At 40.0% G+C, this 7,789-nt stretch carries 6 protein-coding genes, 1 pseudogene and 1 riboswitch; of the genes and pseudogenes, 1 reads left to right on the top strand and 6 read right to left on the bottom strand.

Features of this window, described 5'->3' with window-relative positions; all coding sequences use genetic code 11:
- Positions 1–19: 19 nt before the first annotated feature.
- The 4 genes and pseudogenes from LFLEISCH_RS15155 to LFLEISCH_RS14135 form a co-directional block, all read right to left on the bottom strand.
- Positions 20–137 (bottom strand): annotated as a pseudogene (locus LFLEISCH_RS15155) (GTP pyrophosphokinase family protein); the annotation flags it as partial.
- A gap of 149 nt (positions 138–286) precedes the next feature.
- Positions 287–1,108, bottom strand: coding sequence for a LysR family transcriptional regulator (locus LFLEISCH_RS14145; protein ID WP_007477989.1), 822 nt, complete (start codon positions 1,106–1,108; stop codon positions 287–289).
- Between the two features lie 15 nt (positions 1,109–1,123).
- Complete coding sequence (locus tag LFLEISCH_RS14140) at positions 1,124–2,077, bottom strand: YeiH family protein (protein WP_149022071.1); 954 nt, start codon at positions 2,075–2,077, stop codon at positions 1,124–1,126.
- Between the two features lie 191 nt (positions 2,078–2,268).
- Positions 2,269–4,152, bottom strand: coding sequence for an endonuclease MutS2 (locus tag LFLEISCH_RS14135; protein WP_007477980.1), 1,884 nt, complete (start codon positions 4,150–4,152; stop codon positions 2,269–2,271).
- Between the two features lie 599 nt (positions 4,153–4,751).
- Positions 4,752–4,939, top strand: a riboswitch (Lysine riboswitch).
- A 110-nt stretch (positions 4,940–5,049) separates the two neighbouring features.
- Between LFLEISCH_RS14135 and LFLEISCH_RS14130 the strand changes: the two genes are divergently transcribed.
- Positions 5,050–6,531 carry an amino acid permease gene (locus LFLEISCH_RS14130; protein WP_007477979.1) on the top strand — a complete coding sequence of 494 codons (1,482 nt, stop codon included), beginning with the start codon at positions 5,050–5,052 and terminating at the stop codon, positions 6,529–6,531.
- 305 nt (positions 6,532–6,836) lie between these two features.
- Here LFLEISCH_RS14130 and LFLEISCH_RS16300 read toward each other — a convergent pair whose 3' ends face one another.
- A complete protein-coding gene (locus tag LFLEISCH_RS16300; protein ID WP_277619632.1) occupies positions 6,837–7,319 on the bottom strand; it encodes a branched-chain amino acid transport system II carrier protein in 483 nt (160 codons plus the stop codon).
- 19 nt (positions 7,320–7,338) lie between these two features.
- Entirely contained in the window at positions 7,339–7,677 is a 339-nt protein-coding gene (locus tag LFLEISCH_RS16295; RefSeq protein WP_007477976.1) for a branched-chain amino acid transport system II carrier protein, read from the bottom strand.
- Positions 7,678–7,789: the final 112 nt, after the last annotated feature.

Genomic DNA, 7,789 nt, shown 5'->3' with positions numbered 1-7,789 from the left:
CCCAATACTTTCAAAAGTATTTTACACGCGWWTTTATATGTTCCATCGGATTATAATCATGTAAAAATTTGAAATTCCTCATTTAAAATTTTAAGTTTCGTATTAACTTCCTCTAGTGCAAACCGATGCATTAACATGAGGTCGCGCCACTCTTTTAGTTCATTTACTGAAGGTTGTTGTTCCACCACATAGTCTCCTCTCAAACATCTCTACCCTCTATGTTACTATATTTTTGAGGAAAGTAGTGTCAAAATGTAAAAAAACTTATATAATTCTCATGAGATTTTTACTTTAACTCCGCTAAAAGCTTGAAAATGCTTTCTTTTAAGTCTAAATCTAAATTTCGATTCTGTTCGCTTGTAATTAAGTAAAAAGGACGATTTAAACTCGTTTTTTCTTGCGGTACATGTTTAGAGTGCGTCACGAATTTGGATTGCAGTGTGCGACCAAGTCCAAGCTCTATCGCCTGGTGAATCATAGCGTTATGGTTCATAATCATTTTTTCTTCAGGTTGGATATTTTCCATAAGTAAATACTGGTCCATGTAATCACGTATCCCTGAACCCTTTTCTCTGTAAATCCACGTCTTATTTTCTGCGGCCCCAAAAACGACCATTTCATCCCACATAAAAATCTCCCGTTTGACACCCGGCACGATTTCAGGCGATTCTACAAGGCCAATGTCGGCATCTAGCATATGGACTGAATGAAAAACGCGGTTTGAGTTTTCAATAAAAAAATTAAAATCCACGTACGGAAATTGAATTTTCAGCGGTTTCAAAATTTGAGGCAACAAAAAATCACCAATAGTTTGTGAGGCTGCAATTTTAAATTTCTTCCGAAGCGTTCCATCAAGACGTGAAAGTTCGCTTAATACGTTACTCCAATTATTTTTCATTTGTTTTGCTTTTTCATATAAAAAATCAGCCGCTTTCGTAGGTGCAATTCGGTTGTTCCCGCTACGTATAAATAGTTTTACTCCGAGATCACGCTCTAACTTTTCAATATGAACCGAGATGGTAGGTTGTGAAATATATAATTTTTTCGCTGCTTTCGTAAAATTTTGCTCCTCATAAACCGTCGTAAATGTCTCTAAAAGCTGAAACATAACTTCTCCCCCTGCTTAAAAAAAGAATTTGCTTGCCAAAAATGAAAAACCAAACAGCACAGCTGAACTAATGCTAGCCGCTAAGAAAACATTGCCCCCACGCGTCCGAATCACCTTAAAGTTTACACTCATGCCAAGCGCCGCCATTGCCATCCCAAGAAAAATATACGCCGCACTAACAAGCCCATTTAAAAGCGCTTCTGAAAGTGGTAGATATGTTCCTAAAACACTGGCTATTAAAAAGCCAACCATAAACCATGGTATGGGTAATTTACGTTTTCCCTCCGCGCGGCTCTCCTTGCGTCCAAACCACATGCCGACAACGATAGCGACAGGCGCCAGTAAAATCACGCGTGATAATTTCGTAATAAGCGCCGCATCAAGTGAAGCTGTTCCGCCTGATCCACCTGCTGCTACCGCATGGGCAATCTCATGTAGCGAAGCTCCGTTCATTACGCCAAATTGCACAGGAGACAAACCTAGCCACGGTTTTAATCCAATTTCTATCAGTGTAAAAACAGTTCCCAAAATACATACAACTGCTACCGCTAATACCGAATCATCTTTATTTGCCTTCACCTCAGGTGACACACCCATCACAGCTGCCGCGCCGCAAATCCCGCAACCACTCGCCGTTAAAATCGCAAGCTTTTCATCCACTTTAAATAAACGACATAGATAATAGGTTAAAAAAATCATGCCACTAACAACAACAAGAGCTAACAAAATCGTCTTAACGCCTGATTCTGCAAGCACTTTTAAATTAAGCCGAAAACCTAACAAAATAATACCTAAACGTAAAAATTTATTGGAAATAAAGGCCATCCCCACTTCACTTTTTTGAATGATGGGGCGACTCACTTGAAAAAGCATTCCAAACAAAAGCGCTATAACAAGTGCGCCAACTAAATTAAATCCTGGTAAAAGTGCCAAATATTTTCCGGCAAGCGAACAAATTAGTGTCACCACCGCCGCATACCAAAAACTTTGTTTCGCAAAATCATTTTTATCCCCCTTCTCATCCTAACTTACTTTTAGTATAAAAGATTTTTGCTATTAAATAAAATAGTAATAATTAATAATTTTAATTAATATTTTTAATAACAAATAAATCTTGCTCAAAAAAAGAAGCCAGCGTAATCTCTGACCTCTTTCTTCTATTATTCTAATGTGCGTTTTATTTCCTGCTGCACCTTGCGAAGCGCTTTTTTCGAACCGCGCGCAAAATCATGCGCTTCTTTTCGCTCGGCAAATGATACAAAAAGGGAGTCCAAATCGTAGTCGGCTGGGTATAAGTCGCTCGCGCTAGCCAGTTTAGTCAATCTTTTGGCGCGTACATCCACTTGCTTCTCACCCACAAAAACGGTCACGATATCCTTATCTTGTGCATAGACAAGCCCCACTTCTTTTGTTTCTGAAAGCTCCACCCGGTCCCCTTTCTGAAAAACAACGGGCACGTCGCTCACGTCTTGTTCCACTTTTTGAATCGTCATTTTTTCATACTGATAATCTTTTGAAGTCATATAACGCGCTGCTTGGCGGATAATTTTATCATCCAAGTTCATCTTACGGGCAATAAAAAGCGCATTACTCTCCCCAGATTCGCCAATAATGAGCTGATATTTGGGTTCAAGCGTCTCCTGATTAAACGCCATTTTAGCGTTCATAAAATCGGGATGTTCGCTACCGTATTTTTTAATTTCCGCATAATGGGTCGTAGCAATTGTTGTGGCGCCTTTTTTGTAACATGCTTCTAAAATGGCAATGGCAAGTGCCGCCCCTTCATTTGGCTCAGTCCCACTTCCAATTTCATCAAAAAGAAGAAGGGTTTGTTTATTTGTACGTGATACGATATCAGCAATGTTTCGCATGTGCGAGGAGAACGTGCTAAGGGCATTTTCGATACTTTGGTTGTCGCCGATATCCACGAAAACATGATCAAAAATCGCCATTTCTGCTCCCTCATCAGCGGGAATATGCAGGCCGGCCATGGTCATCAGTGTAAACAACCCAATCGTTTTCAGTACAACCGTTTTCCCGCCGGCATTCGGCCCCGTAATAATCAAGCTACGATATGCTTCGCCAATTTCAAATTGCAAGGGAACATTGTCTGTACCTAAAAGAAATGGATGCCGCGCATTTTTCAGCCAAATTCTACCATTTTGATTGATATTTGGCGAAATGCCTTCCATCTGTCTAGATAACTTCCCTTTTGCAAAAATAAAATCAAATTCTGCGATAACATCTTTGTTATGCTTAATTCCGTCTAATTTTTCAATAACACTTCCGGTTAAAGTCATTAAAATTTGATACACTTCGGCACTTTCCCACGCGTAAAGGCCAATTAATTCGTCATTTAACTTCTGAACGGCTTCCGGCTCAATAAAAACGGTCATGCCTTTTCCGGAAGAATCCACTACTGAACCCGGAACAAATTTCTGAAAGCTCGCTTTAATTGGCACCGTATAGCGTTCATTTTTTTTACTAACAAAAAATTCTTGAATATATTTACGGTTTTGGCTATTCTTCATAAATTTTTCAAGCCGCATAGAGATTTTTTCTTGCGTTTCTAAAATCGCTTTTCGAACTTTTCGTAACGCACGGCTCGCCTCATCTACCACTTCACCATTTCGTATCGCCGCATAAATTTCATCTTCTATTTCAATAAAACTTTGAATGCTTGTCGAATAGCCCGTTAAGATAGGGGCAATATGTTCATTTTTTTCCATAAACTGCTGTACCCGTCTTGTACTCCGCAGAAAATCAGCTATTTCAGTAAGTTCTTGAGGCATGAGTTCCTGCCCCCGATCAATTTTACCAAGAAGTTGATCAATGTGACTGACGCCTGCAAGTGGTAAATTTTGTCCACTGTTTAAAATCGCACGCGCTTCAGATGTTTCTTGTAATTTATGTGTGATTGTTTTTTTCGTTTTATAAATAGATGCACCTAGCGCTTTTTCCTTCGCCACTTGACTCACACAATTTTCACTAAGTCGCATCATTAAATCGTTAAATCCTAATTTTTGATAGGTTTCTAAATTCATTTCTTCCAATCTCCTTCATATAAAAGTGGAAGATACCTGTTTTTGCGTCCTGATTTTATTTTAGGGTAGTGTCACTTATTTTTCATTTCAGTTTTGTATGGCACCTTTAGACGTTGTGAACTGGAGAATCCTTGACCGCTGTGTTCGGTCTTATATTGCACCTCTATGCCCTATTGGACTAAGAGGCCTCTTGGATTAACACCTCACTACGTTCGGTCTTATATTGCACCTCTATGCCCTAAAGGGCTAAGAGGTGCAATAAAAACTGCAAAGACCTTTGCAGTTTCAGTAAACATATCAAATTATGATACACATAATCCAAATGTTTTTTGAAAGAGTTAGGTATCTTCGGTAGGCAGACCAAATAAGCTTTCGTTCTCGGAAATTTTATTTGGTTCGTTTTCCTAATTTAAGATACGACTACACTCACAAAAAGCACCTCGATTATTTGTTTGGACGCAATACTTTCTTTCTATTTCAGAATACAAGTTAGGAGAATTTTTGTCAACCTCATATCTTGCCTAATTTTTAAGAAAGGGTTGATTTATTAAGGGTTTTCCTTTAAGATAGTACAAGTAATTTAATAAAATCCTCAACATTTTTGAGGTAGAGGTTGCAAAAATCACGAGTAGGTTTCTTGAAGCGCGCGAAACGCTAAGGATGGGAATCAAAAAGGAGTTTTGCCGAAGTCAAATAAATTTTTGCGGTTTATTTGGTTGGGACGGTTTGTGAAAGCGGCCGGACTGCTACTAGAATAGTCTATTTTAGTAGGTGCGCTATCTGACAAGGATGCTTTTGTATGTTATTCCCGTTCTTATAGCTCATAAGGACGGGGTTTTTGATATGATGTAAAAGTCCTGAAACAGCGCGTAATTCAGACAAAAAGGAGTTTTTATTTTGGAAAAAAAATCAAGTGGAGAGATTAAACGTTCTCTTCAAACACGACATTTGTCCATGATTGCGATTGGCGGATCAATCGGAACGGGGCTATTTCTTGCGAGTGGGAATGCCATTGCAACAGCTGGACCAGGCGGAGCGCTTGTAGCGTATGCTGCCATTGGATTAATGGTCTTCTTTCTTATGACGAGTCTTGGCGAAATGGCGACGTATATGCCCGTCTCAGGCTCATTTAGTACATATGCATCGCGGTTTGTAGACCCTGCTTTTGGCTTTGCGCTCGGCTGGAATTACTGGTTTAACTGGGCCATTACGCTTGCTGTTGATATTTCAACCGCCGCTCTCATCGTCCAATTTTGGTTGCCGAATACGCCGGCTTGGCTTTGGAGTGCGATTTTCTTAGTTCTTATTTTTGGATTAAATGCACTGTCTGTTCGTGCTTACGGGGAGTCCGAATACTGGTTTTCTATCATTAAGGTGGCCACTGTGATTGTCTTTCTTATTGTGGGTGTATTAACCATTTTTGGCATTCTAGGCGGCGAATTTATCGGTTTTAAGAACTTTACAATTGGGGAGGCACCATTTAAAGGTGGATTTTTCGCGATACTTGGAACATTCCTCATCGCCGGATTTTCCTTCCAAGGGACAGAGCTCGTGGGGATTGCAGCGGGTGAAAGTGAAACACCTGAAAAAAGCGTTCCAAAGGCGATTAAACAAGTTTTCTGGCGTATTTTGCTCTTTTATATTTTTGCGATTTTCGTTATTGGTCTAATTATTCCTTATACAAGCCCGAATTTACTCGGTGGGGAAGCAACGGATGTGGCTATCAGTCCTTTCACCCTTGTTTTTGAAAAAGCTGGTTTAGCCTTTGCGGCTTCAGTTATGAATGCTGTTATTTTAACGAGTGTTTTATCCGCCGGAAACTCTGGTTTATATGCCTCAACACGTATGCTTTGGTCGATGGCGAAAGACCGCAAAGCGCCTCAATTTCTCTCTAAAGTAAATCAACGCGGGATTCCAATGGCAGCGCTTGTTGTGACTACGATTGTTGGTGCGCTTACTTTTGTGACTACCTTAAGTGAAAATGGAACCATTATTTATACGTGGTTGCTAAGCGCATCCGGTTTAACGGGCTTTATCGCCTGGGTTGGCATCGCCATTAGTCATTATCGTTTCCGTCGCGCTTTTATCAAACAAGGTCACGATTTAAGCGAATTAAAATATCGCGCTAAATTTTTCCCGTTCGGACCAATTTTAGCCCTTGTTTTATGTATTCTCGTGATTATCGGTCAAGATTACAATTCCTTTTTACATCCTGACTTCACAGATGCCGCCTGGTGGCAAAAAATTGGTATTTCTTACATCGGACTTCCAATCTTTTTCATCTTTTGGCTCTCATATAAATTAACAAAGAAAACCAAGATGGTCCCACTTGAAGAAGCTAAGTTCGATCATCGGCCTATAGAAAAACAGCCGCGCTAATTGTGCGGCTGTCAGCTTGTAGAAAAACTCAAAGTTTACGCAAAACAAAACGATTCTCACCAAAATCAGACTGCTGACAAATGGTGAGATTCTAGGCAAATCCGAGTACCGGAGCGGAGCGTACTCGAGTACGTGAGCACCGGAACGGAGGTTTAACGACGAAGATTGCCGTTTGCCAGCAGTCTGACAGCCGCGCTAGTAGCGGCTGTTTCTTTTTTTAAACATATAAAGCCCTAGCCAGATCAAGAAAAACGGCGTGGCAATTAAAAGAATACTTATTAAAATCGAAAACATCAGCATAACTCCTAAACGTTAATTTCATTTTGAATAAGTTCAGTTGTTGGTTTTGTGAAAATCGCTAAAATACATCCGACAATGAAGCCGACAATCGCGAAGGTAATCCACCCCATTGAAATATCGTAAAATGGAATGAAACCTCTAAAGAATGTGTGGATCCCGTCAATTGGAAGTTTAATCGCTTTAGCACCTTCTAAAATTGAAATGATGGCCGTAACACATATCGTTGTGACATAAACCACTCGGCGCCCTTTAAACAGCGGGTTAAGGAAGGTCAGTAAAATCAGTACAATCGTGAGTGGATAAATCATCATTAAGATGGGTAGCGAAAATTTAATTAAATTAGCAAGCCCAACGTTTGCGACAAGGCAGGCAAAAGCAGAAAATAGAATCACATACGTTTGATATTTCATTTTCGGCAGTAACTTTTGGAAATAACTCGCACAGGCTGTAATAAGCCCAATACTCGTTGTTAAACAAGCAAGCGTAATAATAAGCGCAAGTAAAATTTTACCCCAAAAACCAAAATAAAACGAAAGCTGCTCCGGATAAAATAGGTCCCCCGTTATCGAATAATCCGAGGCGGTTCACACTCATGGAACCGATATAGGCCACAAAAATATAAATGATAGCCAAAAACCCTACCGCGATGAGTCCTGTTTTTAAACAAGCAGCAGCAATGTCGCGTTTTGATTTAGCCCCGTAGGATTTTATCGCATTAATCACAATAATCCCAAATACTAAAGAAGCAAGGGCATCCATCGTATTATACCCATCTATGAAACCCGTGGAAAACGGAGACGCAATATACTCCCCTTTCGGAGCAGTTTGTTCCCCTAGCGGCTTCACAAGTGAACGCGATAATTAAAATAAAGAATAAAAATAAGCAAAAGCAGGTGTTAAAAATTTACCCCACTCGGATCCTATACGATTTTTGAAGGTTGAAAGCGATAGCCACATC

This window comes from Listeria fleischmannii subsp. fleischmannii LU2006-1, assembly GCF_000344175.1.
Lineage (GTDB): Bacteria > Bacillota > Bacilli > Lactobacillales > Listeriaceae > Listeria > Listeria fleischmannii.
The sequence above is the reverse complement of the archived record's forward strand: the minus strand, read 5'-3'. Positions and strand labels throughout refer to the sequence as shown.